This is a genomic window from Brevundimonas sp. C43 (assembly GCF_030732185.1).
GTDB classification, from domain to species: domain Bacteria; phylum Pseudomonadota; class Alphaproteobacteria; order Caulobacterales; family Caulobacteraceae; genus Brevundimonas; species Brevundimonas diminuta_C.
In genome coordinates this window covers 1,825,863-1,850,175 of sequence record NZ_CP132231.1, presented here as the reverse complement: position 1 = coordinate 1,850,175, position 24,313 = coordinate 1,825,863, and the positions used below count along the sequence as shown (strand labels likewise).

Genomic DNA, 24,313 nt, shown 5'->3' with positions numbered 1-24,313 from the left:
TTGATTGCAACTCAAGCGGGCAACGATTTTTCAACTAATTAGACGGCTAATCTTGCAACTGAGGCGGGCGGGGGCGGCCGATAGCGAAGAGGTTGTGACCTATGTTCGCGCGTAAACCGAAGTCGGACGTGCAGGACCGGCTGATCGATCTGGACGGCAAGATGGCCGCCATCGGTCGGTCGCAGGCGGTGATCGAGTTCAACCTGGACGGCACCATCATCGACGCCAACCAGAACCTTCTGACCACGATGGGTTATAGCCTGGACGAGATCCGGGGCGCCCACCACAGAACCTTCATGGACCCGGCCGAGGCGGCTTCGCCCGACTACGCCGCCTTCTGGCGCGAGCTTAACGCCGGTCAGTTCCTGGCGCGCAAGTTCCGCCGCCTGGCCAAGGGCGGGCGCGAGGTCTGGCTGCAGGCGTCCTACAATCCGGTGTTCGGCCCCGACGGGCGGCCGGTGAAGGTCATCAAACTGGCCATCGACATCACCGCCGACGAGCAGGAGGCTGCGCGCCGCGAGGCCGAACGGGTCGAGGCGGAAAGCGCCCAAACCCTGCTGGTCGACGCCCTGGCGGGGGTGCTGAACAAGCTGTCGGCCGGTGACCTGACCGCGCGGATTGATGCGCCGGTGAAGGGCGACCATGTGCGGGTGCGCGACGACTATAATGCGGCGGTCGAAAGCCTGCGCCAGACGATGGGTCAGGCGCTGCGGGCCGTGTCGGGTCTGCGGGGCGGGGTGGGCGAAATCTCCAGCGCGTCGGACGACCTGTCGCGCCGCACCGAACAGCAGGCCGCCAGTCTGGAAGAAACGGCCGCGGCGCTGGACCAGATCACCGCCACGGTGAAACGCAGCGCGGACGGCGCCAAACAGGCCTCGGCCGCCGCCCTGGGCGCGCGCGCCGAGGCGGACCGGTCGGGCGAGGTCGTGCGCCAGGCGATCGCGGCGATGGACGGCATCAAGCGCAGCTCGACCCAGATCAGCGACATCATCGGGGTGATCGACGAGATCGCCTTCCAGACCAATCTGCTGGCCCTGAACGCCGGGGTCGAGGCGGCGCGGGCGGGCGAGGCGGGGCGCGGCTTCGCCGTCGTCGCCTCCGAAGTGCGGGCCCTGGCGCAGCGTTCGGCGGAAGCCGCGAAGGAGATCAAGACCCTGATCACCACCTCGGGCCAGGAGGTGGCGCAAGGGGTCAAACTGGTCGACGAGATCGGCGCAGCCTTGTCGGCGATCGCGGTCAAGGTGGCCGAGATGGACGCCCTGGTCAGCGAGATCGCCGCCTCGGCTCAGGAACAGGCGACGGGGCTGAGCCAGGTCAATACGGCCGTCAACCAGATGGACCAGGTCACTCAGCAGAATGCGGCCATGGTCGAACAGACGACGGCCGCCGCCATGAGCCTGAAGTCCGAGACCGAACAGCTGGCCCTGCTGGTCGAACGGTTCGAGACGGGCGAGGCGCCGGCTCAGACCCGCGTCCACGACCTGTCGCAGGCCCCCGCCCCCGTCCCCCTGGCCCGCGAACGCGCCCGCATCCGGGCCTTCGCCAGCGGCGGCGCGGCTGCGGCGGCGGCGTCGAGCGCGGGCTGGGAAGAGTTCTGACCACCCGCCTCCGCTCATCCCCGCGAAAGCGGGGACCCAGTCCTTTCGCGGGGCGGGATACATAGGATTGGCGATGTTGCCGAACTCAGCCGGTGGAACGCCCAAAACGCTGGGTCCCCGCTTTCGCGGGGATGAGCGGAATCTTTAAGCCGGTTCGATCTCAACGCGATCAACCCGCGTCGTTGCGATGGCGCCGACCGAGGCGGCGACGATGGCGGCGATGGCGAGCCATTGCTGGCCGGTGAGATGCTCGTGCAGGATCACAAGCCCGGCCAGGGCGCCGACCGCCGGCTCGGCGCTGAGCACCACGCCGAAGGTGCGTTTGGGGATGCTGCGCAAGGCGACCATTTCCAGCGAATAGGGCAGGGCGCTGGAGAAGATCGCCACCGCCACGCCCGCCAGGATGATGGCGGGGTTCAGCAGGGCGGCGCCCGCATGGGCCACGCCGAACGGCACGACGACCAGGGCCGCCACGCTCATGCCCAGCGCCACCGACTGACCGGCGTGCAGGTGCGACAGCCGCTTGCCGAAGACGATGTACAGCGCCCAGCACAGGCCGGCGAAGGCCGCCAGCGCCATGCCGACGGGATTGAGCGCGCCGGCCCCGGCCTTCAGCGGCAATAGCAGGCCCAACCCCAAGACCGCCAGACCGATGCAGGCGAAATGAATGGGCTTGCGCGAATGGATCAGGGCCAGGGTCAGCGGCCCCATGAACTCGATGGCGATGGCCAGACCCAGCGGAATGGTGCGCAGGGCCATATAGAAGCTGAGGTTCATCGCCCCCAGCACGACGCCATACAAGGCGATGGCGCCCAGGTCCGCGCGGGTCAGGCGGAACCGCCAGGGCCGGAACACGGCGACCAGCAGAACGGCCGAAATCCCGACGCGATAGGCCGAGGTTCCCTCCGCCCCGATCACCGGAAACAGGGTCTTGGCGAAGGAGGTGCCGCACGCCAGCGTCACCATGCCCGCAAACAGCGCCAGATAGGGGATCAGCCGCGCCGCCAGGGGCGAGTTCAGGTGGGTTTTCAGGGCCAGCGACGTCATGGCGTAAAGCTAGCGTAACGCCGCTTGCGCTTCCCGGCGAATTTCCGCTTGAATGCGACGGAAATCGTCAATGGAGACCCTGTAATGACGAATTTCGTCACGCTCGACGATTTCGACCATAAGCTGTTGATGCGGGTCCGGCGCAACAATCTGGAGCCGGCGCGGGTGACGGCCGAGGCGGTAGGCCTGTCGGAATCCGCCGTCCTGCGCCGCCTGCGTCGTCTGCGTGCCGAGGGTGTCATCGCCGCTGACGTCGCCGTGATCGATCCCGCCCGGGTCGAGCCGCGCATCGTCCTGCATGTCCAAGTCGAGATGAACACCCAGGATCGTAAAGTCATGGACGCCTTCCAGCGCGCCATGAAGGCCAGTCCCGAGGTCCAGGGCTGCTGGGACGTGACGGGTGAAACCGACTATCTGCTGACCGTCGCTGTGCGCTCCATGCAGGACTACGAGGCCTTCGGCATCCGCGAACTGGTCCCCGAAAAGGGCGTGCGCGGCTTCAAGAGCATGATCGTCATCCGCGAGGTCGTCGGCTTCGACCCCGGCCGCGCCGTGCTGGAGCGCTAGGTCGCCGGGGCCTCGACCACCAGGATCGCGCCGACGCCCTGGGTTTTGTTCTCGATCGTGCCGCCGATCTGGCGGACCAGGCTGTCGATGACGCGCATGCCCAGGCTGCGATCGCTGCGGGCGGCGATCAGGTCGAAGCCCTTGCCCTGGTCCGCCACGGTGACGGTCAGGCGTCCGTCGGCGATGCGGCCGGTGACCGAGACGCCGCCGCCCTCGGGGCCATAGGCGTATTTGATGGCGTTGGTGACCAGTTCGTTGACGATCAGACCGAGCGGGATGGCGATGTCGGCGCCCAGCGGCGCATCGGACGCCTCGCAGGTGACGACATGGCGGTCGCTGCCGGCGTCGATGGCCTCGCACAGCTGGCACAGGAAGTCGGACAGGATCACGGTCTGGACATCGGCGCCGCGCCACAGCTGGTCGTGCACTTCGCTGATGGCCTGGATGCGCGATCCGGCCGTGGCCAGGGCGGCGCGCACCTCGTCGGACGCTGCGCCGCGCGCCTGCATCGACAGCAGGCTGGAGACCAGGGACAGGCTGTTCTTGACCCGGTGGCTGACCTCTCGCGTCAGAAGGGCCTGATGTTCGATGGCGGCCAGAAGCCGCTGCTCGGTCTGCTGGCGGGCGATGGCGGCGCCGACGACGGCGGCGAAGGCGTCCAGGAACAGGGCGTCGCGGGCGTCGAACTGACCCTCGTCGGGGCTATCGACCTCCAGCACGCCCCAGGGTTCGCCGTCCAGCTCAGGCCGGATCAGAACGTTGATGGCGCGCCGCACGCCGTGGTCGGCCAGAAGCTTGGGCGTATGGAAGCGCTGTTCGTTCTCCAGATGGTTGGAGATCAGCGGCTTGCCGGTCTGGAAGGCGTAGCCGGCCGGCGAATCCAGCTCGACGCCTAGCGAGGCGTGACCCTCGACCTCGCCGCTCCAGCCCACGCCGGCGACCAGGACCAGCCGGTCACGGCTTTCGTTGTGGATCAGCACCTTGGACAGGGGCGTCTCCAGGCCGTCGGCGCAGACCACGCAGGCGGCGTCGAGCAGCGCCTGACGATCGCGTTCGCGCAGGGCCACCTCGCCGAAACGCGCCAGCAGCGACTGCTGCTTCAGGCGATAGCGTAGCTCGTCGGCGATGGAACGGGTCTCGGGCGTCGGCGCATCCTCGACCTTGGGCGCGACGGGATCGTCCATCTGGATCTGGGTCTGGGAGGCCGTGTCGGCCCACACCTCGGCGACCAGTTCGGCGATCTCCGGGGTCAGGCCGGGGTCGGAGGGCGGGCGGGTGTGGGGCAAGGACGGAAATCTCGGTTCGCGCGACGGCGACATATAGGCTGACATAGCCGCTCTGAAAGGTTTGCGCAGAATTCATCGCGCGTCACCCCTTGCGTAGGGGCGCAAGAGCCATGGTCATCCGTATCGGTTTCGCCTCCAGTCCGGTCCCCGCGGCGCTACAGCGTTCGCTGGAAAAACAGGACAATCTCGCGATTGAGATCCTTGTGAAAATCGGCGCGGTCGAAGTGTGGCGTCGGGGTGCAGATCTGCGGCGCCTCGGTCGCCAGGGCCGGCGAGCAGGGCGGCAGGAAGTCGTAATGACCTGCGCCTTCGACGCGGTGGTATTCCGGCGCGGCGCCCAGCCGATCGCGGATCGGCTCGACATTATAGGGCGCGGGCAGAATGTCGTCGGCGCCCGCCTGCCACAGCTGAACCGGAATGCGCACGGCGGCGAGGCTGTCGGACGTGAAGGAGAAACCCAGGGCCGGGGCGGCGATGACGGTGGCCTTGATCCGGTCGTCCTTCGCACGCGGACGCCAGGTCGACAGGTCGATCCCCATCGCGTCCAGCAGGCGGCAGGCGAAGAAACCGGGATGGGCCTGGCAATGGTCTCCGATGGCCGCCGCGTCCGAGACCCCGCCAATGGCCGAGGTGACCGTGAAGCCGCCCGCCGAGAAGCCAAAGGCGCCGATGCGGTTCGCATCGATGGCGACGCCGCCCGGCCGCGCGGACCAGTCGCCGGTCATATAGTCGATCAGGCGGCTGAGCTGAGGCGCGCGATTGGTCAGTTGGGTGGAGCGGCTCATGTCGCGATAGTTGTCGCCGGGATGGGTCAGGGCGGCGACCACAAAGCCGGCGTCGGCCAGGGCTCTGGCGGTGTCGGCATGGCTGCGCAAAACGCCGCCGTTGCCGTGCGAGATGACGATCAGGGGCGCGGGCCGGCCATCTGCGCGGCGGCTCGGCAGCCAGACCCCGGCCTCGACCGCGCCGTCCGGTCCGCCGGAAAAGGTGAAGACCTGATCGGGCGCCTGCGGATCGATCTGGGCGCGCGCCGGGCCTTGGGCTTGTGGCGCGGTCGCCTGCACGGGCGAGGCGGCGCCTGCCAGAATGATCAGGGCCAGGCTGAGGCCGGCGGTCAGGTTTTGGGGCGGCGAGCGATGGGGCATGTCGGTTTCCGTTGGTCGAGATGACCCGCTGTTCGGGACAAGACGGAGCGAGCGCCAGCCGCATTTCGCCAATGGGCGAACGGGTGCGTGGACGGGCGAAGGGTTCGACGATAGTGGGCTGACGAGGGAAGGGACGATGACGCAGAACGCCGCTGACAGACTGAATACGCCGCGCGCCTGGGCCGTCGATCTGGCGGCCTGCGCCGTGACGGGGGTGGTGCTGGGCGCGGTCGGTCCCTTCGGCAGCTTCTTCAACGACGGGCTGGCGGTGCGGATCGGCTATTGGACGGCGGTTCTGATGATTAGCGGCGCGGTGTTCGGCGCTGCGATCCGCTGGGCCTGGCCCAGGATGCGCCGAAGACGCGTGCCCTTGCGGTTCTGGCTGCCCATGCTGATCGTCGTCGCCAGCGGGCCGACCGCCGTGATCAGCCGGATCATCGCCGTGGTCCTGTGGCCCGGCATTCGCCAGCGTGTCGGCTGGGTCGAATGGTATGGACAGGCCCTGCTGATCGGGGCCGTCTATGTGGCGCTCTACTCCCTGTTGCGGATGCGGACGTCCGATGCGGCGACGCGAGCAGGTGAAGGCGATCCGGGCTTTGCGCGCACCCTGCCCACGGGGTTGGGGCGCGACCTGATCTGCCTGCAGATGGAGGACCATTATGTGCGCGTGCACACGACGCGGGGGTCGCAGCTTGTTCTGATGTCGCTGTCGCAGGCCGTCTCGGCGTTGAAGGGCGTCGAGGGGCTTCAGACCCATCGCTCGTGGTGGGTGGCGCGCGCGGCCATCGTCGGGGTCGTCGAGGACGGCCGTAACCTGCGCCTGGCTCTGACCGGTGGTCTGACGGCGCCGGTGTCGCGCGCGCGGGTGGGCAACCTGCGGGCCGCCGGCTGGCTTTAGGTCAAGGGTTCTGACGGTCGTTCGCAGAAATCATCGCGCGTCACCCCTTGCGTGGGGCGGCAAGGCCTTATCTGTTGTGCGCCAGAATTTGAGGAGACCTTTTCCATGACCGCCTTCAGCTATGACGCGTCCCGCCACCTGAAGAAGGGCCGGGGCAAGGTCTATGACTCGATCGTCGACACCATCGGCGACACCCCCATCGTGCGTCTGCCGCGTCTGTCGGCGGAGTACGATACGAAGGCGACGGTTCTGGCCAAGCTGGAGTTCTTCAACCCGATCGCCTCGGTCAAGGACCGGATCGGCGTGGCCATGGTCGAGGCGCTGCAAGAGGCGGGCAAGATCGATCAGGACACGGTGCTGATCGAGCCGACCAGCGGCAACACCGGCATCGCCCTGGCCTTCGTGGCGGCGGCCAAGGGGCTAAAGCTGACGCTTTGCATGCCCGAAAGCATGTCGATTGAGCGGCGCAAGATGCTGGCCCTGCTGGGCGCGCGGCTGGAGCTGACGCCGGCCGAAAAGGGGATGAAGGGCGCGATCGCGCGGGCGCAGGAACTGCTGGACACCACGCCGAACTCCATCAGCCCGTCGCAGTTCGAGAACCTGGCCAACCCCGCCATTCACCGCGTCACGACGGCCGAGGAAATCTGGAACGACACTGCCGGGGCAGTGGACATCGTGGTCGCCGGCGTCGGCACCGGCGGCACCATCTCGGGCGTCGGCCAGGCGCTGAAGGCCAAGAAGCCGTCGGTACAGTTCATCGCCGTCGAGCCCGACGCCTCTCCGGTGCTGTCCGGCGGCGCGCCCGGCCCGCACAAGATCCAGGGCATCGGCGCCGGCTTCGTGCCCGCCATCTATGATCCGTCGGTGGTCGATGGGGTCGAGCAGGTCTCCAACGACGACAGTTTCGACATGGCCAGAAAGGCCGCGCGGGTCGAGGGCATCCCCGTCGGCATCAGCTCGGGCGCGGCCCTGACCGCCGCCTTCCGCATCGCCGCGCGCGAGGAGAATGCGGGCAAGACCATCGTGGTGATCATCCCGTCCTTCGCCGAACGCTATCTTTCGACCGCGCTTTTCGAAGGGCTTTGATGGGAGCGTGATTCACGCTTTTTGACGCCGCCGCCGCGCGGCTTCGTCAAAAAACGATCACGCTCCAAGCGGAGCCTTTAGGTCGTTCGCGTGTTCGATATCGGACGCGCGTGCGGCTCCGCTTGGGATGAGGGACGACGCGCGGCGGATTAACAACGCCGGAGCGTTTCATGCCTGTCGCCGCCCTTCGCCTGATCGCCGTCGCCGGGGTCTCGGCCCTGGCGCTCGCCGCCTGTTCCAACAATGACGACAAGGCGGCGGTCGATCCGTCGATGTCGCCCGAGCAACAGGCCGCAGCCGGCGCCAACACCCCCGTCACCGCCCAGCCGCGCCAGATCCGCAATGTGCCGGTGGATGTTCAGGGCGTGACCGATGTGGGCGCCACGGTTCGGGTCAAGAACGTCGATCTGGCCGAGGACGCGACCATTCTAGACGTCAGCATCTCGTTCGCCAGCGACATGACGAACAATGTGCAGATGGCGACCAACGCCACTTATATCGAACTGCCCAACGGCCAGAAGCTGCGTCTGAAGCCGCCCGAGGGCAATCCGAACATGAACATCGTCAAGGGCGACACCATGAACGGCCGCCTGGTCTTCATGGGCGCGGTGCCGGCCGGGGTGAACCAGATTTCGGTCGTATTTAACGAAGGCTCGACGTCGGACAGCATCATCGGTCCGTTCCTGCGCATGACCATTCCGCTGACCGCCCAGGCCGCTCAGAACCCGACGAGCGGAGCGGCCGGATGACGGGACGACACGCGCCCGCCATGGCGGCGGCGCTGTTGGCCGCGGGCCTGACGCCCTGCGTCGCCTCGGCCCTGACGGTGCGGCTGATGAGCGGCAGCGCCATCGGTCTGCGCTCCACCTTCGAAAAGGACATGGCCGCGCCCCGGTCCACCTTCGCCAAGTCGGGGCCGGACAGCGCGCTGGAAAGCGTGTTCGTCTCGTCCGAGGTCGCGCCCGAACGGATCGAGACCACCCGCAGCCTGCTGAGCGAACTGAATGCGCGGCGCTCCGACGGGGTTATCGTGATCGATCTGCCGGCGGATGTTCTATTTGACTTCGACAAGGCGATGATCCGGGCGGACGCCGAGCCGGCCCTGACGCGGGCGGCGGAACTGCTGAAAAGCTATCCGCAGGCCCAGGTCAGCATCGGCGGCCATACCGACGCCAAGGGCGACGACGCCTATAACGAAGGGCTGTCTCTGCGACGCGCGCGGGCGGTGGCGGCGCGGCTGCAACGCGAGGCCGGGCGCACCCTGGGCGCCGAGGGCATTGGCGAGCGGAGACCCGTGGCTCCCAACGTCAAGCCGGACGGCTCGGACGATCCCGACGGGCGTCAGAAGAACCGCCGCGTCGAGATCCGCATCACGCCACGCGCGGGAGGCTGAGCATGGCCTTGATCTCTTGCCCCGCCTGCGGGCGTCAGGTGTCTGAGGCGGCCGTCGCCTGTCCCAACTGCGGCCATCCGATCGCGGGCGATGCGGCGCGGCCGTCGGGCACGTTCAAGGAGGCGCTGACACGACCCGATGCGGTCAAGAGCGGGATCACCGTTCTGGGCGTCTTCGTCGCCGCGCCGTGGATCGCGCGCGTGCTGGCGGTCATCGCCTTCGTGATCCTGGCCATCGTGGTGGTGGTCAACAAGAGCTGATCCGGCTCACGCCCGGTTAACCGCTCGCTTCTAAGGTGGGGGGATGGGCGATCTGGCAGCCATGATCGGGGAAGAGGCGACGCCGCCGCCGCTGCGTGCGCGCCGGGCGCTGCTGAAGCGTCTGGCCGACGTCGTGTCGCTGCCCGCCAGCCGCATCAACGCCTTCGAGCGGGCGGTGACGGGCGACCTGCTGGTCGAGATGCTGCGGCTGGCCTCGCACGATGAGCGCAAGCGCGTGGCCGCGCGTCTGGCGCCGCTGGCCGAACTGCCCAACAGCGTGGCGCGCATCCTGTTGCGCGACGATCCGGATATCGCCGGCCTGCTGATCGAACAATGCGCTTCGCTGAGCGATGCGGACATCGTCGGCTGTGCGCGCGACGCCAGTTTCGAACACCGGATGCTGTTGGCCGTGCGCCGGGGCCTGTCGGAAATCGTGACCGAGACCCTGTTCTCCTTCGGCGAGATGGAGGTGATCGAGGCGGTGCTGCGCAACACGACCGCGCGCCTGTCTCAGCTGGGCATCGAGACGGTGGTGGGCCTGAGCCGCCAGTCGCCGAGCCTGTGCAGCCCCTTGCTGAAGCGGCCCGAGCTGAGGCCGTCAGGCGCCTATGTCATGTTCTGGTGGTGCGCGCCCGAGGATCGCCGCACCATCCTGCAACGGTTCGCCGTGTCGCGCGAAGTCATGCAGGAGGCGTCCGAAGACGTCTTCGCCATCGCCAATGACGAAAGCTGGTCCGATCCTGTCGCGCGCAAGGCGCTTCAGTTCATCGAGCGCCGTCAGCGCAATCGCGCGGCCATCGAAAAGAGCCCGTTCGACAATCTTGAACACGCCGTCATGGTCGCCGCCAGCGATGGCCTGACGCGCGAGACGGCGTCCGAGATCGCCTTCCTGGCCGGGATCAAACCGCTGACGGGGGCCAAGCTTCTGGGCGATCCCGGCGGCGAGCCGCTGGCGATCCTGTGCAAGGCGACGGGGATGTCACGCGTCGATCTGACCAATCTGTGGCGCTCGATGCGGCGGCCCGAGACGACGGCGGACGGCAAGATCCATCCCGACTGGGAGCGTGTGCAGATCACCTATGAAATGCTGGCCGTCGATCGCGCCCAGACGGTGCTGCGTTACTGGAACTGGTCTTTGTCTTCGGCCCTGACGCCCACGCTGTTGCGCGCCATTCGTGACGGGGAGGATGACGCCGTCGATGAATATTCGGCGCCGGAGCGGGCGGCGATGATGGTGCTGGCCGAAGACTTCGGTCGATAGGTCTGATCACTAAAGTCGAATGCATAGACGTGCATATCGCACCGCTTATACGCGTGTTTGCTTTCGCGGCGAAACAACCCTATGACGCTATTGGGGTCGTTCGGTTGGAGAATCAGCCGAACTCAATAAATCAGGAAAGCGAAGCCGATAATGGAAGATAAGCCCGAACTGCTGGAGATGACCGCAGACATCGTGTCGGCCTATGTCGGCAATAACTCGGTCTCGGCAGAGGCCCTGCCTGTGCTTATCGCCAATATTCACGCCGCCCTGTCGGGTGTGTCGAACGGTCCGGTCGAGGCCGAACCTGAACCCAAGGAACCGGCGGTGCCGATCCGCAAGTCGATCGCGCCCGATTTCCTGATCTGCCTGGAAGACGGCCGCAAGTTCAAGTCGTTGAAGCGTCACCTGCGCACCAAATACGACATGAGCCCCGAAGAATACCGCACCAAATGGGGTCTGCCGAAAGACTATCCCATGGTCGCCCCGAACTACGCCAAGGCGCGTTCGGAACTGGCCAAGTCGATGGGCCTGGGCCAAGGCGGCCGCAAGCCCGCCCGCGCCGCCGGAACCCGCGCGAAGAAATAAGCCGAGGTTTTTCGGTCTGGAGACGCCCGCTTCCATCAGGAGGCGGGCGTTTTTGTTGCGGCGACGTCTCAAGATACTTCCCCCTCCTCTTGCGGGGGAGGGAGAGGTCAGTGAGGCGTTAGGCCGCCTGGGCGGTTCGGCGCATGCGCCAGAAGCGCAGGGTGCGCAGCGCTGCGTCGCGAGTCAGTTCGCCGTACAGGCGGCCGTAGGCGGCGGCCTTGCCCATCGGATTGTCCTCGGCGCCCAGGACGGCGACGGCGTAGGTCAGATAGACGGCGCGGTCCATGTCGGCCGCCTTGCAGACCACCGACAGGGCGTCCAGGTCCTTGCGCTCGACGATGCCGCGCGCGGTGTGGAAGTCGATGTCGGCCAGCTTGGACAGGGCGATCAGGAAGGGCGTGCGGCCGTTGGAGCGCAGGAAGCGGATCAAGGTCTGGGGCGTCAGCTGGCCGGCGGCCTGAAGCTCGTCGATATAGGCCAGGTTCTCGGCATAGTCGGCCGGCAGGGCGCCGTCGTCGGTGGCGACGCGGGTGCGGCCGGCCGCGAGCGCCGCCTCCAGCAAGGCCGGGTCCATGCGCGCGTTCTGTTCCAGAATCTGGTGACGCAGCCGGGCCTCGACGACGAAATACATCTCGTTCAACAGGTCGGCGGGCAGGCTCTGGCGCTCGACCGTGGCGGCGTGAAGGGCCGGATTGGCCTTGGCGCGCTCGATGGCGGTTTCGGAGGCGGCGCGCGACAGCTGGGCGCCGTCGTTGCGCAGCAGGGTGTTCAAGGTGTCGTCGTCGCCGTGCTCGACGATGACGTCGGAAACCGCCTCGGACACCGTCGCGCGGCCCGAGACGGCGCGCAGGTGGCCCTGGCTGCGCTTGCGGACAACCTGGATCAGATCCTCGTCGGTCAGGACGGTGGAGGCGCGCAGAACCTGTTCGGCGACCTCAATCTCGTCGTCGGCGAAACGGCGGATCAGGCTGTGGGGGGCGTTGGGGGCCTGGGCGAAACGGGCGGCCAGTTCGGCGCGGACCGCGACCTCCATCTCGGCCGACAACTTGGCTAACACCGTGCCGTAGAGCGCGGTTTCGTTTGCGTTGGGCGAAGGCGCGCCGAAGAAGTGGGCCGTCAGTTCACGCAGCAGCAGACGACGCTTCTCGCTGGACTCCTCGCTGGCCAGGGCGATGAGTTCGGGCAGGCGCGAGCCCTTGATCTCGGCAGGTTCGATCACGGCGCGATCGCTCATGGCAGGTTGTCGGCTTCAGTCTGGGGCACGGCGCGCAGGGCGCCGTTGGCGTTGCGGATCAGGGCAGGCGGACCGTCCGGCTGGGCCAGGTCGCTGGATTGCGGCGTCTGGGCCATCTGGACGGGCAGGGCGTCGAGGTAGGTCTGCTGCGGCGCAGGGATGGCGTCGGGGTGACGGCCGGCCTGGCGGTGGACCGAATAGTAGCGGGCGCTGTTGTCGCCGGCTGTGGGCGTCGGGGCGGCCTGACCGCTGGCGGCGACGGCGGCGGCGTCCAGCGGCGCGCCGGCCTGGGGCCGTTGCAGGCGATAGATGGGGGCGTCGCGGCGCGGGGCCATCGGATCGGCGACGGCCGCCTGAGCCGGTTGGCGCGCGGGCTGAACTGCAGTCTGGGGCGCGGGTTGCGGCTCGGCCTGCGCGGCCTGTTGCGGGATGGGCGCCGGCTCGGCCTGCATCTGGGGTTCAGGCTGAGGTTGAGGCGCGGAAGGCTGCGGCTCCGGAACATAGGGCGAGGGCGCGACGCGCGTCGCCTGCGCCGGTGCGGCCTCTACGGGGGCGGCCTCTACGGGTGGGGTCTGCGCGGGCTGGGCCTGCATCGGCGCGCGCTGGGGCATCCAGGCGCTGGCGGGCGTCAGGCCGTTGCTGCGCGGCGTGGCGGTCGAGGGGGCGGGCGACAGGCGGGCCAGGGGAATGGCGCCGGGCAGGGTGCGACTGGCAGCGGTCACGGTCGGGGCGGGCGCCTCGGTCTGAATGACGGCGGGCGTTGGCGTCGCACGCGCGGAGACCGGCGGCTTGCCGGGCCAGGACAGGTAGCGCAGACCTGAGGCGTTGGTCGGCGCCTGTTGCGCCACAGCGGCGCCGGCCGCCAGATTGACGGCGGTCAGGACGATCGAAACTGCGAGGGCGCGGCGCACGGCGGCTCTCCGGAGAGGAATTCCAGCGCACACACTAGGGCTCGGACCCTTAATCCCGCGCTAATGTGAAGCCAGGATTCGACAACGACCGCGTGTCAGCCGCGACCGGGCAGATAGTTGTCGGTGAAGGCGTCGCGCCAGTTCAAACCGGCCTCGTAAACCCCCGCTTTCGAGGTCACGTCGAAGAAGGCCTGCCAGCGTTCCTCGGTCAGGGCGCCCAGGCCGTAAAGCGCCGCGTCGCCGCCATCGACGATGGCGTAGTCGCGCAGGCGTTCGCGGGCCTGATCCAGCACAGCCTGGGTCATGTCCGGGTTGTCCTTGCGGATCAGAGCGTCGGCGGCCGAGGCGTCGCCCCGGATATAGTCGCGCCACCCTTCCGCCGAAGCGGCGATGAAGCTGCGCAGCGCCGCCGCATTGTCCCGGGCGAAAGCGTTGGGCGCCAGGACCATGGCGGCGTAGGAGGGATAGCCCTCGTCGGCCAGCAGGAAGACGCGCGGGTCGAAATCGGCCGCCTGTTCGATGGCGTAGGGATCGCTGGTCAGATAGCCCTGCTGCACCGCCCGCGCATTGGCGATGAAGGCGGCGGGGTCGTAGGCGAAGGGGCGCAGCTGCTCGTCGGTGAAGCCGTATTTGGCTTTCAGCCAGATCCAGAAGGTGCTGATCCCGGCCTCGGACAGCAGGAAGGGCCGGCCGGCCAGATCGGCGATGGTCTCCAGCGCCGCGTCGGGATGGGCCATCAGGACCTGCGGGTCCTTCTGGAAGAAGGCGGCGACGGCCTTCACCGGCGCGCCGGACGCGACCAGGTTCAGGGGGATGAAGCTGTTGGATCCCATGCCCAGTTCGACCGCGCCGGTGGCCAGCAGGTGCGGCACGTTCACGCCCGGCCCGCCCTGGACGATCTGGACATTCAGCCCGCGCTTCTCATAGGCTCCGCTGGCAAGCGCCTGATAGAAGCCGCCCTGTTCGGCCTGGGCGCGCCAGTCGGTGGCGAAACGCAGGCGCACACGGCCCTGTTCGTCGACCGGCGCCTCGGCCCGCCCGCAGGCCCGAAGCCCGATCGCTCCCGCCGCCACAGCCGCCCCGCCCGCGATCAGCGCACGGCGACGGGTCAGCAGGCGATTCCCCAACAAGCTCATGCCCCTGACTTACGGGGCGATAGGGGCCTTGGGAAGGCGGGGCGTCAGTCGGCCGCGTTGTCGTCCGACCTGTCGCCTCGGACCGGCTCTCCGCTGACCGGATTGGTGGGCAGGACGTAGCGGACGGGCATGACGCAGCGGACGCCGAAAGTGTTGGACGGTTCGGCGCGGCCCGATTGGACCGTGCGACGGCCGCTGTCGCCAAAGGCGGCGGCGGGTTGGGCGTCGATGATCTGGACATTGCCGACCTGGCCCCAGGTCGCGAGATCGAACCGCACCAGGGCCCAGCCCTCGATCCCGCGCTCGCGAAAGGCGACAGGGAAGGAATCCGGGGCGCCGCGCGCCTGAAACCGCGAGCGGACTTCGGCCGGACAGTTTTGCAGCGGGTCGTCCTCACGCTCGGGCAATTCCGGCGCAGGCAGGCGGTCGCCGCCCCGGTGGAAGTTGAAGACGCAACCTTTCAGCGGCACGCCGCCCTGGACGATGGTGTTCGAGACGGCGCGACGTGTCTCTGCGTCGAAGGCGGCGTCGCCGGACGAGCCCAGGGTTTCCACGTCCACAGCCCGGCCCTCAGCGTCTACGTCCCAACGCAGGACGGTCCAGGACCGACCACCAGGCGGAGGCCGTTGGCCGATCCTGTCGTCGGGGTGGCTGACGGTGCGCGGCGAGCGGCCGCCGCGACGATCCCCGCCGCAGTTGGCGTCTGGGCCAGCCAGGCGCGCGGCGACGGCGTCGCGGAGCGGACCACGCGTACGGGTGACGGCGAAGTATCGCAGCAGGTCGTTCCTACTCGCTTCGGCCACGGGCTTGGCGATGTAGCGGATTGTCAGGCGGCAGTTGCTGCGAGGCCCGCCTGCGAAGCGCCAGGCGGCAAGGGCGGCCTGTTCCTGATCGGAGGGAATTCTCGCCGGAATGATGATTTCATCGATTGGATCGGCCATCGAGGCGGGACGGATGTCGCGAGTGCGCCCCGTCTCATCGACGGCGAAGTTCAGGACCACCTCGGGCTTCTGCAGGACGGACCCGTCGTTGGAATAGTGGCGTGTGGATTCGATCCGCAGATCATCGGCATACGCTGGACCAATCGTCGCACCATCACACGTGACTTCGGTTGTGGGAATTTGAAGAAGTGTCGGCTCGATCGTCCGTTCACCCCGCCTGACGCTATCGATGCGGACCGGAGACGTTCCAAGAGGCTGCGTCGCCTGATCGGTCGTGTTGGTCAAGGCCGATGTCGTTGTCAGGGTCAGGCCGAGGCCGAACAGGATCGCGCGCATGGGTGTCTCCGTCTGCACTCCATGGGTGCATCTGGCGCGCCGGCTGTCTAGCGTGATTTCATGTCGTCGGCGCCCCAATTGAGCGAGGGGACGAAGCGTGCGGGCGGACCCGTTAGCTTCGTCCCCTCGCCAAGTCCGGGTTGGACTTGGCCGTTTGGGTCTGGACCTTGGCGTCAGCGTCGTTTCGGGCGAACCCGAAAGGGCGGTCGGCTGTATCCTGTCGCGCTCCTGGTCTTCGGCGTCCCACGGCATTGCGTCCGCGTCGTCCGTCGATCCCGATCCGGTTCTCCTGTCTGCCGTCGATCCGAAGACCGTCGAAGACTGGAGCCTGGATCCCGCCTGTCGCACGTTACGATCCGAAGATCGCCCGAAGCGCCGGGTCGGAGAGCCGGGCCGGTTCGCTGGACGTCCAGGTCTCCCTGGATTTCCGCTGCCCCGTGTCCCTTGGCCTGTTGACGTTCGGACGAAACCGGCTATGAGGCAAGCGCCCGAACTCGCCCCAGTGTGCACGATTGGCCCGGCGGCGGTGGACAAGCCTGTGAACATCGGTGGACGGATCAAATTCGCGATTGCGGATCAGCGTCTTGTCTTGTCCACAGAAACGCGGCGATAGAGCCCTATGTCCGGCGTCGGACACATTGCGCTGCAACCGTGCGGCGCGCTTTGGGTTCTGTGATCAACGGACAAAAGTCCTTGGGGGAATTCGTTGTCCAACACCGGCTCTGACCACGCCTTGTCGATCGGCATCAATCGCAGCCAGCTGGCCCAGATGTTCGCCCATGCGCCGGGGTTTATGGCGCTGGTCACGGGGCCGGACCATCGGTTCGAGCTGACCAATCCCAACTACCAGAAGGTGATCGGCCACCGCGAGGTGATCGGGCGCACGGTGGGCGAGGTGCTGACCGATGCGGTGGCGCAAGGCTATCTGGACCTTCTGGACCAGGTTTACCGCAGCGGCGAGGCGCACCGGGCCGACAGCGCCCTGTACGCCGTTCAGGCCGAGCCGGGCGGCGAGGTGGTGGACCGCTACGTCGATTTCGTCTTCCAGCCGCTGAAGGAGGACGGTCGGGTCTGGGGCGTTTTCATCCAGGGGATGGATGTGTCGGATCGCCACCGGGCGGACCAGGCGTTGGCGCTGAGCGAAGCGCGATACGGCGCCCTGTTCGCGGCGATGGCGACGGGGTTCTGCGTCATCGAGATGAAGTTCGACGCGGCCGATCGGCCGGTCGATTACAGGATCGTCGAGGGCAACAAGGCCTTCGAAGAGATGACCGGCCTGGTCGACCCCTACGGCAAATGGGTCAGCGAGATCGCGCCGGGGCTGGAGCAGCACTGGTTCGATCTCTACGGCGGGGTGGCGCGCACGGGCGAGCCGGTCCGTTTCGAGAACCCGGCCGACATCTTCGGTCGCTGGTATGACGTGCAGGCGCTGAGGATTGGCCAGCCGGGCGCCTGGCAGGTCGCCATCCTGTTCAACAACATCACCGAGCGTAAACAGAGCGAGACGCGTCAGAACGCGCTGCTGGAGCTGAACGACGCGATCCGCGACCTGACCGACGCCGGCGACATCGCCCAGGCCTCGGCCCAGGTTCTGGCCCGCACGATGGGGGTCAGCCGGGCCGGATACGGCACCGTGGACACCGGCGCCGAGACCATCACCATCGCGCGCGACTTCAACCAGCCGGGCGTGAACAGCATCGCCGGCGTCCTGTCGTTCCGCGACTACGGGTCCTATATCGAGGACATCAAGCGCGGCGAGACGGTGGCGATCGACGACGTCGCCCTCGATCCGCGCACGGCGGATACGGCCGAGGCCCTGAAGGCCATCAGCGCCGGGTCGTTCGTCAACATGCCGCTGATGGAACAGGGGCGGGTCGTGGCGATGGTGTTCGTCAACCATGCGACGCCGCGCCATTACACCGACAGCGATCTGCGCCTGATGCGCGACGTGGCCGAGCGGGTGCGTACGGCGACCGAGCGCGCCCGAAGCGAGGCGGCCCTGCGCGACAGCGAGGCCCAGTTCCGGGTCTTCGCCCAGGCCACGCCGATCCAGATCTGGGCCAGTTGGGCGGACGGGTCGCTGTATTGGTTCAACCCCCAGGTCTATGCCTACTCCGGCCTTGCAGAGGGCGCGTTGGACGGCACGACCGGGTGGGGCAAGGTCGTTCATCCGGACGACCTGGACTGGGCGTCCGAGCGATGGGTCCAGGCCCTGGCCAGCGGCCAGGTCTATGAGAACGAGTTCCGCATCCGCCGTCACGACGGCGTCTATCGCACCTTCATGGTGCGGGCCGAGCCCGTGCACGACGAAGAGGGGCGGATCCTGCGCTGGGTCGGGTCCAACACCGACATCGAGGACCTGCGCCGCCAGTCGGCCGAACTGGCGCGGTTCAACGAGACGCTGGAAGAACAGGTCGCCGAACGCACCAGCGCTCTGATGCAGGCCGAGGAGGCGCTGCGTCAGAGCCAGAAGATGGAGGCGGTCGGACAGTTGACCGGCGGCATCGCCCACGACTTCAACAACCTGCTGGCCGGCATCAGCGGCAGCCTGGAACTGATCACCAACCGGATCGCGCAGGGGCGTCATGCCGAGGTGGAGCGGTTCACGGTGGCGGCGCAGGGGGCGGCGAAACGGGCGGCGGCCCTGACGCACAGGCTGCTGGCCTTCTCGCGGCGCCAGACCCTGGATCCCAAGCCGACCGATCCCAACCGTCTGATCCGCGGGATGGAGGATCTGGTGCGGCGCACGACAGGGCCGGGCATCGAGGTCGAGGTGGTCGCCGGCGCCGGCCTGTGGCCCGTGCTGATCGATGCGCACCAGCTGGAAAACGCGGTGTTGAACCTGTGCATCAATGCGCGCGACGCCATGCCGAGCGGGGGGCGTCTGACGATCGAGACCGGCAATCGCTGGATCGATGCGCGCACGGCCAAGGCCCAGGATCTGGAGCCGGGACAATATGTCTCCATCTGCGTCAGCGACACCGGCACGGGCATGGCGCCGGAGGTGGCGACGCGCGCGTTCGAGCCCTTCTTCACCACCAAGCCGCTGGGCGAGGGGACGGGCCTGGGCCTGTCGATGATCTATGGCTTCGTGCGCCAGTCGGGCGGGCAGGTGCGGATCTATTCCGAGGCGGGCGAGGGGGCGATGGTGTGCCTGTATCTGCCGCGCCACTTCGGCGAGGTGGACGACGCCGATCTGATCCCCGAGGTCGAACAGGCCCCGCGCGCCCAGGCCGGCGAGACGGTCATGGTCGTGGACGACGAGCCGACGGTGCGGATGCTGGTCGCCGAAATCCTGCATGAGCTGGGCTATCAGTGCATCGAGGCGTCCGACGGCGTGGCGGGGCTGAAGCTGCTGCAATCGGGGGCGCGGATCGACCTGCTGGTGACCGATGTGGGGCTGCCGGGCGGGATGAACGGGCGTCAGATGGCGGATGCGGCGCGGATCGATCGGCCCGATCTGAAGGTGCTGTTCATCACCGGCTATGCCGAGAATGCGGTGGTCGGCAACGGGCACCTGGACCCCGGCATGCACGTCATGACCAAGCCCTTCGCCATGGAGGCGCTGGGCAGTCGGATCCGCGAACTGATCGAGGCGAGCTAAAGCCGGGCGTTCAGCCAGGTGCGGATCGCCTTGCGCGCGCCGCGCGCGGCCGGGCCGCCGAAATGCAGGAAGCCGTGCGGGGTCTCGGGCACGCGGATCAGGTCCGCGTCAGAGGCCTCGCTCCAGCGCGTGGCCATCAACAGACTGTCCTCGAAAAGAGGATCCTGTTCGCCGGCGAGGAACAGGGCGGGCGGCAGGCCGGTCAGGTCGGCATACAGGGGCGAGACGTCGGGCTGGCGCAAGGCCGCCTCGTCGCGATCCGGCGCCAGTCGCGCCAGATCGGCCTGCATCGTCGGGCCGTTGAACAGCAGGGTTTCTGGCCCCGCAGAGCGCACGCTTTCGGTGCCCGACAGGTCGAAGACGCCGTAGGTGAAGACGCACCCCTTCACCAAATCGATCAGCCCTTGGTCGCGCAGGGCGACGGCCGTCAGGGCGGCCAAATGCCCGCCGGCGGATTCGCCCGCCAGAAACAGGGTCGAGGCGCCCAGTCGATCGACATTCGTCACCGTCCAATAGGCGGCGGCCAGACAGTCGGCGATGGCGGCGTCGATATAGATCTGGCGCCGCTCGGACAGCAGGCGATAATCCACCGAGACGACGCAGAAGCCGTGATGCGCCAGATGGGCGTTCAGCCGGTCGTTCAGCCCGGCGCTGCCCAGCACCCAGCCGCCGCCGTGGATGTCCAGGATGACGGCGCGGGGCGTGCCCGTCGGATGCAGGATGCGTAGAGGAACGGGGTGATCGCCGTCCGTCTGGATGATCTCGACCGTGACGCCGCGCTTTTTGAGACGCGGCGTGGTGACCCGCCCGGCGGCGGCGTCCAGCCACAGCGACAGCCGCTGGCCCGCATCGATCCGCCAGCCGTCGGTGCGCAGACGCGGCGCGCGGGCCAGGACGGCGTTGATCCGCCGCACCGCCGCCTGCTGGGGCGGGGCGAATTCGACGAGGTGGCTGCGCAGGGTCATGAAGCTTGAGTGTGCGGCGGCGGGTTTGGTTTCAAGAGGTCGGCCCGCTCTCGGACATGACCAGAAGTTAAGTTGCGTGGGTCGTTGTGTGAAGCTTTGCTTTGTCAAACCGCAAGGATCGACAATGCCGATGATCGCGCTCGCCCTGACTTTATCCCTAACTGCGGCGCCCGTCGGCCTGCGCGCCGAGGAGGGGACGACGCGCAAGCCTCGGTGCGATGCGCTGACGACCGCCGCCGTCTGTCGCGACACCCCCAATGGGATCGTGGTCGGGCCGAACGAACAGGCGGTGGTTCAGGCCGCCGAAGAAGCAGCCATGGCGGAAACGACATGGGCGGCTGCGTTCGGCGCCGAGCCGCCCGCCTATGCCGTGGTGCTGGACGTCGCGCAGCCTGTCGATGACGTGCGGGCCATCGGGGCCTTGCGCGTGCTGCCCTGGATAAGCACCTCGGCGCGGCGCCGAACGATGGAGCAGGCGGTGCGTGAAGCCGTGACGCGTCAGGCGCCCGCCGGTCAGGTCGAAGCCTTGGGCGCCGCCGCAGTCCAGCGTGCTGCTCCGCAAATCGAGGCCAGCGTGGCCAAGGCGTCTCAACCGGGCGTCATGGCGCATGAGTTGGGCCATCTCTGGTACATCGAGACCTTCTGGAAAGACGCCCAAGATGGAGACGGTTACGGCAGCCCAGCGCCGGACTGGCTGGACGAAGCGGCGGCCGTGCTGATGGAGCGCGACGGTCTGACCGAGGCGCGGCGCGCGGCCTTCCATAAAGTCTGGGCCGAAAATCCGCGCGCCGAGGCGGTATCGGCCCTGATGGCCGAGGTCCATCCCGCCTTCGCCTCCGGCGCGTCTGCGACGGCGCTGACCGACGGCCCGGCAACGGGTTCCGGCCCGCGCGTCGTCAGCATGAGCGGCGAGGAGTTCCAGCGTCGCACGGGAACCGACATCAATGCGGCCGCCGCCTTTTACACGCGGGTGAGGGCCTTCCTGGACTTCCTTGAGACGACCACTGGCGATCACGCCGCCCTGGTCAGGTTGACTGTCCACCTTCGAAACGGGGGGACCGTGGAGCAATGGTTCGCCCAAGATCCCGCCGGTCGCCAGATGGGCGGATCGACAAGCGCCGCCGATCAGGCGTTCAAGGTATGGGCCGACGCAAAAACCGCTGCCGCCACCTGATCACCCCGCCAGCGCCGCCTTCTTCTCTTCCAGCTCCAGCCATTCCAGTTCGGCGGATTCCAGCTCGGCGCGGGCTTTTTCGGCAGCCTTCATGGCGGCGTCGAAGGCCTTGGGGTCGCGGGCGTAGAGGCCGGGGTCGGCCAGGGTCGCGTCGTGTTTGGCGATGGTCGCGGGCAACGCATCGATGAGGGCTTCTAGCTCCCTCAGGCGGTGGGCGTCCTTGAAGGAGAGTTTGGCGGTCTTCTTGGGGGCGACGGCGGGCGGGGGCGCCTCAGCGGCGCGCTGGGCGGCGGCCTTGTCCTGGGGACGGGGGTTCGAGCCGGGCTGGAGGAAACCGGGGTTCTGGCGGATGAAGTCGGTCCAGCCGCCGGGGGTCTCGACGATGTCGCCCCGCCCGTTCAGCGCCAGGGTCGAGGTGGACAGCCGGTCGATGAAGTCGCGGTCGTGGCTGACCAGGATCAGGGTGCCGTCGTAGCCCTCCAGCAGCTCTTCCAGCTTGTCCAGGGTGTCCATGTCCAGGTCGTTGGTCGGTTCGTCGAGGATCAGCATATTGGCGGGCTTCGCCAGGGCGCGGGCCAGCAGCAGGCGGTTGCGCTCGCCGCCCGACAGGGTCGAGATCGGCTGGCGCAGCTGGGCCTCCGAGAACAGGAAGTCCTTGGCGTAGGCGGCGACGTGTTTGGACACGCCGCGCACCAGAATGCTGTCGCCGCCGCCCGGCGTCAGGGCGTCCCACAGGGTCATGTCCGACTTCAGCCCCTCGCGCGACTGGTCCAGATAGACCGGCTCGAGGTTCGCGCCCATGCGCACCGTGCCCTCGTCGGGCGCCAGTTCGCCCAGCAGGGTCTTGACCAGGGTGGTCTTGCCCGCGCCGTTGGGACCGACGATGCCCAGACGGTCGCCGCGGATGATGCGGGTGGTCAGGTCCTTGAACAGGGTGCGGCCGTTGAAGCCCTTCGAGACATGCTTGATCTCGGCGACCAGCTTGCCCGAGGTCGAGCCGGAATCAACGCCGAGATAAAGCTCGCGCGGCACGTCCTTCATCTTCTCGGCGCGTTCGGCGCGCAGCGCCTGAAGCGAGCGGGCCCGGCCCTCGTTGCGGCTGCGGCGGGCGGTGATTGAGGAGTAGAAGGTGGCGGTCTCGCGCTCGATGGTCTTGGTCAGGCGCCGAAGGGATTCGGCCTCTTCCTCCAGCACCTTGGAGGACCATTCGTCGAACTCGACGAAGCCCTTGTTCAGGGTGCGGACCCGACGGCCTTCCAGCCAGTGGACGGTGTTGGTGACGCGGTTCAGGAAGGCGCGGTCGTGGCTGACGACCAAGAGGGCGAACCGGGCCTGGATCAGCTCGTTCTCCAGCAGTTCGATGGCCAGGATGTCGAGGTGGTTGGTCGGCTCGTCCAGCAGCAGCAGGTCGGGTTCTTCGGCGAAGGCCTTGGCCAGGGCCGCGCGGCGGGTTTCGCCGCCAGACAACCCTTGGGTGGACTTCGCCGGGTTCAGGCCGAAGGTCTCCAGCCAGCTTTCGGCCGTCCAGGTCTCGGCCTCGCCCGATGACGCATAGTCCAGCAGGGTTTCGCCGGTGATGACCGGCTCCTGCGGCACATAGGCGAAGCGGACGGCGGACTGGATGGAGCGGTCGCCGCTGTCCGGCTCGATCAGGCCCATGACGACCTTCATCAGGGTGGACTTGCCGGCGCCGTTGCGGCCCACCAGGGCCGCGCGGCTGCGCGGTTCGACCGCAAGGTCGACGCCGTCGAAGAGGGGGCGCTGGCCGTCCTGAAGACGGACGTCCTTGAGTGCGACAAGAGGGGGTCTGGCTGCCATGTGACTTTCGATCCTCCCCCACGGGCGGGGGAGGGGGACCGCGCACGGCGCGGTGGAGGGGGCGGAAACGGGTGTGATCTAAGGGGTTCATGCCCATTTCGCCACTGGAAAGGCGATACGAGCCGCAGGCTGTGGATTTGCGGCCAGGCGTCGGGCCGGGCTATAGGCCTGTCATGAGCATGATCACCTGGGCCGCGCTGCTGGGCGCCATCGCGCTGGAGGTGGCGGGCACGACGATGCTGCAGGCTTCGCAGCAGTTCACCCGGGTCTGGCCCACGGCGGGGATGGCGGTCTGCTACGGCCTGGCCTTCTATCTGCTGTCGATCGCCTTGCGGCAGATGCCGGTGGGGATCGCCTATGCGATCTGGAGCGGGCTGGGGGTGGTGCTGATCTCGGTGATCGGGACGGTGGTGTTCCGACAGCGGCTGGACCTGCCGGCGATGGTCGGGCTGGCGATGATCGTCGGCGGAGTGGTGGTGATCAACCTGTTCTCCAAGACGATCGGGCATTGATTGAATCCTCCCCTGCGAAGCGGTGGAGGGGGCGAAGGCGCGCGCCGCATCGACCCTTTTCACACCCAGTCCGTTTCCGCCCCCTCCACCACGCTAAGCGCGGTCCCCCTCCCCCGTGAACGGGGAAGGATCTAGAGGGACAGAATAAGGTCGGCGACGGCGTCCGGGTCGTTCAGGACGGCGGTGGCGGGGATGCGGATCGTGCGGACATCCTTGTCGGCAAGCCAGGCGTCGCGTCTGGCGTCACGCGCGAGGTCGTGTTGCTGGCCGTCGATTTCGATGCAGAGGCGGTCTTTGGTGCGGTAGAAGTCGAGAATGAACACGCCTAAAGTGTGCTGGCGACGAAAGCCGTGGCCTCGAATACGTTGCCAGATCAGGACTTCCGGCAAAGACATCGACCGGCGGAGACTTCTGGCGCGTTTTTGGGTAAGGACCGGCGCTCTCATGGAGCGTATCACCATCACAAGCTGTGCTTTTGGCAAGGGGATGCGTCGCGCGTGGTGCGGCGTCCGCCCCCTCCACCGCTTCGCGGTCCCCCTCCCCCGCAGGCGGGGGA

The 24,313-nt window shown here is 67.8% G+C and carries 22 protein-coding genes; 12 read left to right on the top strand and 10 right to left on the bottom strand.

What is annotated here, in order from left to right:
* Positions 1–101: 101 nt before the first annotated feature.
* Positions 102–1,598, top strand: a complete 1,497-nt coding sequence (locus Q9R14_RS09385; RefSeq protein WP_306002174.1) for a methyl-accepting chemotaxis protein — start codon at positions 102–104, stop codon at positions 1,596–1,598.
* A gap of 144 nt (positions 1,599–1,742) precedes the next feature.
* Here the strand turns inward: Q9R14_RS09385 and Q9R14_RS09380 are convergent, their stop codons facing one another.
* Positions 1,743–2,645: a DMT family transporter gene (locus Q9R14_RS09380; protein WP_306002173.1), complete on the bottom strand. Its 903-nt coding sequence runs from the start codon at positions 2,643–2,645 to the stop codon at positions 1,743–1,745.
* 84 nt (positions 2,646–2,729) lie between these two features.
* Here Q9R14_RS09380 and Q9R14_RS09375 point away from each other — a divergent pair, with 84 nt between their 5' ends.
* Positions 2,730–3,212: an Lrp/AsnC family transcriptional regulator gene (locus Q9R14_RS09375; RefSeq protein WP_066629457.1), complete on the top strand. Its 483-nt coding sequence runs from the start codon at positions 2,730–2,732 to the stop codon at positions 3,210–3,212.
* On the opposite strand, the gene Q9R14_RS09370 is transcribed toward Q9R14_RS09375, so the two are convergent.
* Both Q9R14_RS09370 and Q9R14_RS09365 read right to left on the bottom strand, forming a co-directional pair.
* Positions 3,209–4,498, bottom strand: a complete 1,290-nt coding sequence (locus Q9R14_RS09370; protein WP_254607370.1) for a sensor histidine kinase — start codon at positions 4,496–4,498, stop codon at positions 3,209–3,211. The genes Q9R14_RS09375 and Q9R14_RS09370 overlap by 4 nt on opposite strands.
* Positions 4,499–4,653: 155 nt before the next feature.
* On the bottom strand, positions 4,654–5,643 hold the full coding sequence (locus Q9R14_RS09365) for a dienelactone hydrolase (RefSeq protein ID WP_306002172.1): 990 nt from the start codon (positions 5,641–5,643) through the stop codon (positions 4,654–4,656).
* Between the two features lie 136 nt (positions 5,644–5,779).
* On the opposite strand from Q9R14_RS09365, the gene Q9R14_RS09360 reads away from it, so the two are divergent.
* The 7 genes from Q9R14_RS09360 to Q9R14_RS09330 all read left to right on the top strand — a co-directional run bounded on the left by Q9R14_RS09360 (position 5,780) and on the right by Q9R14_RS09330 (position 11,126).
* A complete protein-coding gene (locus Q9R14_RS09360; RefSeq protein ID WP_306002171.1) occupies positions 5,780–6,541 on the top strand; it encodes a LytTR family DNA-binding domain-containing protein in 762 nt (253 codons plus the stop codon).
* A 105-nt stretch (positions 6,542–6,646) separates the two neighbouring features.
* Complete coding sequence (gene cysK / locus Q9R14_RS09355; RefSeq protein WP_306002170.1) at positions 6,647–7,627, top strand: cysteine synthase A; 981 nt, start codon at positions 6,647–6,649, stop codon at positions 7,625–7,627.
* 170 nt (positions 7,628–7,797) lie between these two features.
* Entirely contained in the window at positions 7,798–8,376 is a 579-nt protein-coding gene (locus Q9R14_RS09350) for a hypothetical protein (RefSeq protein WP_306002169.1), read from the top strand.
* Positions 8,373–9,020 carry an OmpA family protein gene (locus tag Q9R14_RS09345; protein ID WP_306002168.1) on the top strand — a complete coding sequence of 216 codons (648 nt, stop codon included), beginning with the start codon at positions 8,373–8,375 and terminating at the stop codon, positions 9,018–9,020. The genes Q9R14_RS09350 and Q9R14_RS09345 overlap by 4 nt, the downstream gene beginning before the upstream one ends.
* Before the next feature lie 2 nt (positions 9,021–9,022).
* Positions 9,023–9,280 carry a zinc ribbon domain-containing protein gene (locus Q9R14_RS09340; protein WP_306002167.1) on the top strand — a complete coding sequence of 86 codons (258 nt, stop codon included), beginning with the start codon at positions 9,023–9,025 and terminating at the stop codon, positions 9,278–9,280.
* 43 nt (positions 9,281–9,323) lie between these two features.
* Positions 9,324–10,541 (top strand): DUF2336 domain-containing protein, encoded by a 1,218-nt coding sequence (locus Q9R14_RS09335; RefSeq protein WP_271042674.1) that lies wholly within the window; start codon positions 9,324–9,326, stop codon positions 10,539–10,541.
* Positions 10,542–10,691: 150 nt separating this feature from the next.
* Entirely contained in the window at positions 10,692–11,126 is a 435-nt protein-coding gene (locus Q9R14_RS09330; protein ID WP_306002166.1) for a MucR family transcriptional regulator, read from the top strand.
* A 118-nt stretch (positions 11,127–11,244) separates the two neighbouring features.
* Here Q9R14_RS09330 and Q9R14_RS09325 read toward each other — a convergent pair whose 3' ends face one another.
* The 4 genes from Q9R14_RS09325 to Q9R14_RS09310 form a co-directional block, all read right to left on the bottom strand.
* A complete protein-coding gene (locus Q9R14_RS09325; RefSeq protein ID WP_066629485.1) occupies positions 11,245–12,360 on the bottom strand; it encodes a DUF2336 domain-containing protein in 1,116 nt (371 codons plus the stop codon).
* A complete protein-coding gene (locus Q9R14_RS09320; protein WP_306002165.1) occupies positions 12,357–13,271 on the bottom strand; it encodes a hypothetical protein in 915 nt (304 codons plus the stop codon). The genes Q9R14_RS09325 and Q9R14_RS09320 overlap by 4 nt, the downstream gene beginning before the upstream one ends.
* 95 nt (positions 13,272–13,366) lie before the next feature.
* Positions 13,367–14,407, bottom strand: a complete 1,041-nt coding sequence (locus Q9R14_RS09315) for an ABC transporter substrate-binding protein (protein ID WP_306002164.1) — start codon at positions 14,405–14,407, stop codon at positions 13,367–13,369.
* A 44-nt stretch (positions 14,408–14,451) separates the two neighbouring features.
* Entirely contained in the window at positions 14,452–15,684 is a 1,233-nt protein-coding gene (locus Q9R14_RS09310; RefSeq protein ID WP_306002163.1) for a TonB family protein, read from the bottom strand.
* A gap of 706 nt (positions 15,685–16,390) precedes the next feature.
* Here Q9R14_RS09310 and Q9R14_RS09305 point away from each other — a divergent pair.
* Positions 16,391–19,288, top strand: a complete 2,898-nt coding sequence (locus Q9R14_RS09305) for a PAS domain S-box protein (protein WP_306002162.1) — start codon at positions 16,391–16,393, stop codon at positions 19,286–19,288.
* On the opposite strand, the gene Q9R14_RS09300 is transcribed toward Q9R14_RS09305, so the two are convergent.
* Positions 19,285–20,253: an alpha/beta hydrolase gene (locus Q9R14_RS09300; RefSeq protein WP_306002161.1), complete on the bottom strand. Its 969-nt coding sequence runs from the start codon at positions 20,251–20,253 to the stop codon at positions 19,285–19,287. The two genes, Q9R14_RS09305 and Q9R14_RS09300, sit on opposite strands and share 4 nt — an antisense overlap.
* Before the next feature lie 124 nt (positions 20,254–20,377).
* Here Q9R14_RS09300 and Q9R14_RS09295 point away from each other — a divergent pair, with 124 nt between their 5' ends.
* Positions 20,378–21,427 carry a hypothetical protein gene (locus Q9R14_RS09295; protein ID WP_306002160.1) on the top strand — a complete coding sequence of 350 codons (1,050 nt, stop codon included), beginning with the start codon at positions 20,378–20,380 and terminating at the stop codon, positions 21,425–21,427.
* On the opposite strand, the gene Q9R14_RS09290 is transcribed toward Q9R14_RS09295, so the two are convergent.
* On the bottom strand, positions 21,428–23,245 hold the full coding sequence (locus tag Q9R14_RS09290) for an ABC-F family ATP-binding cassette domain-containing protein (protein ID WP_306002159.1): 1,818 nt from the start codon (positions 23,243–23,245) through the stop codon (positions 21,428–21,430).
* A gap of 173 nt (positions 23,246–23,418) precedes the next feature.
* On the opposite strand from Q9R14_RS09290, the gene Q9R14_RS09285 reads away from it, so the two are divergent.
* Positions 23,419–23,757 (top strand): multidrug efflux SMR transporter, encoded by a 339-nt coding sequence (locus Q9R14_RS09285; RefSeq protein ID WP_306002158.1) that lies wholly within the window; start codon positions 23,419–23,421, stop codon positions 23,755–23,757.
* Positions 23,758–23,888: 131 nt separating this feature from the next.
* On the opposite strand, the gene Q9R14_RS09280 is transcribed toward Q9R14_RS09285, so the two are convergent.
* Entirely contained in the window at positions 23,889–24,203 is a 315-nt protein-coding gene (locus tag Q9R14_RS09280; RefSeq protein ID WP_371929712.1) for an endonuclease domain-containing protein, read from the bottom strand.
* Positions 24,204–24,313: the final 110 nt, after the last annotated feature.